This is a genomic window from Streptomyces sp. NPDC054872, from assembly GCF_053610705.1.
This window is the reverse complement of record NZ_JBSGYY010000073.1, coordinates 1-1,251: the sequence shown is the minus strand read 5'-3', so window position 1 is coordinate 1,251 and position 1,251 is coordinate 1. Positions and strand designations below refer to the sequence as shown.

The 1,251-nt window shown below is 74.8% G+C and carries 1 protein-coding gene; it reads left to right on the top strand.

From position 1 onward, the window contains the following. The first annotated feature begins 76 nt into the window (after positions 1-76). A complete protein-coding gene (locus ACWGIH_RS42905; protein ID WP_453691779.1) occupies positions 77-1,126 on the top strand; it encodes a LacI family DNA-binding transcriptional regulator in 1,050 nt (349 codons plus the stop codon). Positions 1,127-1,251 lie beyond the last annotated feature (125 nt).

The following is a 1,251-nucleotide window of genomic DNA, read 5'->3' as shown; positions in this document are numbered from 1 at the left end:
CCGTGGTGAAGACCCCGGCGGGTACGGCGCCGGGCCCCGCCGACCCCCCGGGCTGGGGGGGGGTGTCCCCCTCCCCCTGGGGCGGCCCCCCCCCGGGGCACACGGGCCCGGCGCCCCGCGGCTCGCGGACATCGCGGCCCAGTCCGGCGTCAGCGAGGCCACCGCGAGCCGGGTGCTCAACGGCAGGCCGGGGGTGGCCGCCGGCACCCGGCGCCGGGTGCTCGCCGCCCTGGACGTCCTCGGCTACGAGCGGCCGATGCGGCTCAAGCGGCACAGCGCCGGTCTGGTCGGTCTGGTCATCCCCGAGCTCAGCAACCCGATCTTCCCCGCCTTCGCGCAGGTCGTCGAACAGGTGCTGTCCGGGCACGGCTACACGCCGATGCTGTGCACCCAGATGCCGGACGGGGCGAGCGAGGACGAGCTGGTCGAGCAGCTGGAGGAGCGCCGGGTCAGCGGCATCGTCTTCCTGTCCGGGCTGCACGCCGACACCACGGCCGACCCCACCCGGTACCTCGAACTGCACGCCCGCGGTGTGCCGTTCGTGTTGATCAACGGCTACAACGAGCACATCCCGGTGTCCTTCGTCTCGCCCGACGACCGGGCGGCCGCGCGGATGGCGGTGCGCCACCTCGTCGACCTGGGGCATCAGCGGATCGGTCTGGCCATCGGCCCGACCCGCTACGTCCCCTCGCTGCGCAAGGCGGAGGGGTTCACGGCGGCGCTGCTCGATCTGCTCGGCCTGGCACAGGGGGAGGCCGAACAGCTCGTGCAGCGCACGCTGTTCACGGTCGAGGGCGGCCACGCGGCGGCCAGCGTGCTGCTCGACCAGGGGTGCACGGCGATTGTCTGCGGCAGCGACATGATGGCGCTCGGTGCCGTTCGGGCGGCGCGCGAGCGCGGCCTCTCGGTGCCCGACGACGTCTCCGTCGTCGGCTTCGACGACTCGCCCCTGATCGCCTTCACGGACCCGCCGCTCACCACGGTGCGCCAGCCGGTGCAGGCGATGGCGAGCGCCGCGGTGGGCGCGCTGCTCGAGGAACTGCACGGCAACCCCGTACAGCACACGGAGTTCGTCTTTCAGCCCGAGCTCGTGGTGCGTGGCTCGACGGCGCAGGCACGGCGCTGAGAGGGAGCCCCCGGTGCCGGCCCCGGTCGGGGCAGCGGGGTGATGACGTGGCGCCGGGGCCTCTCCGTCCCACGACTCCGGTCCGGACGGCCGGGCGCGTGGGGCCCGTTGCCGGGTCCCCCGGC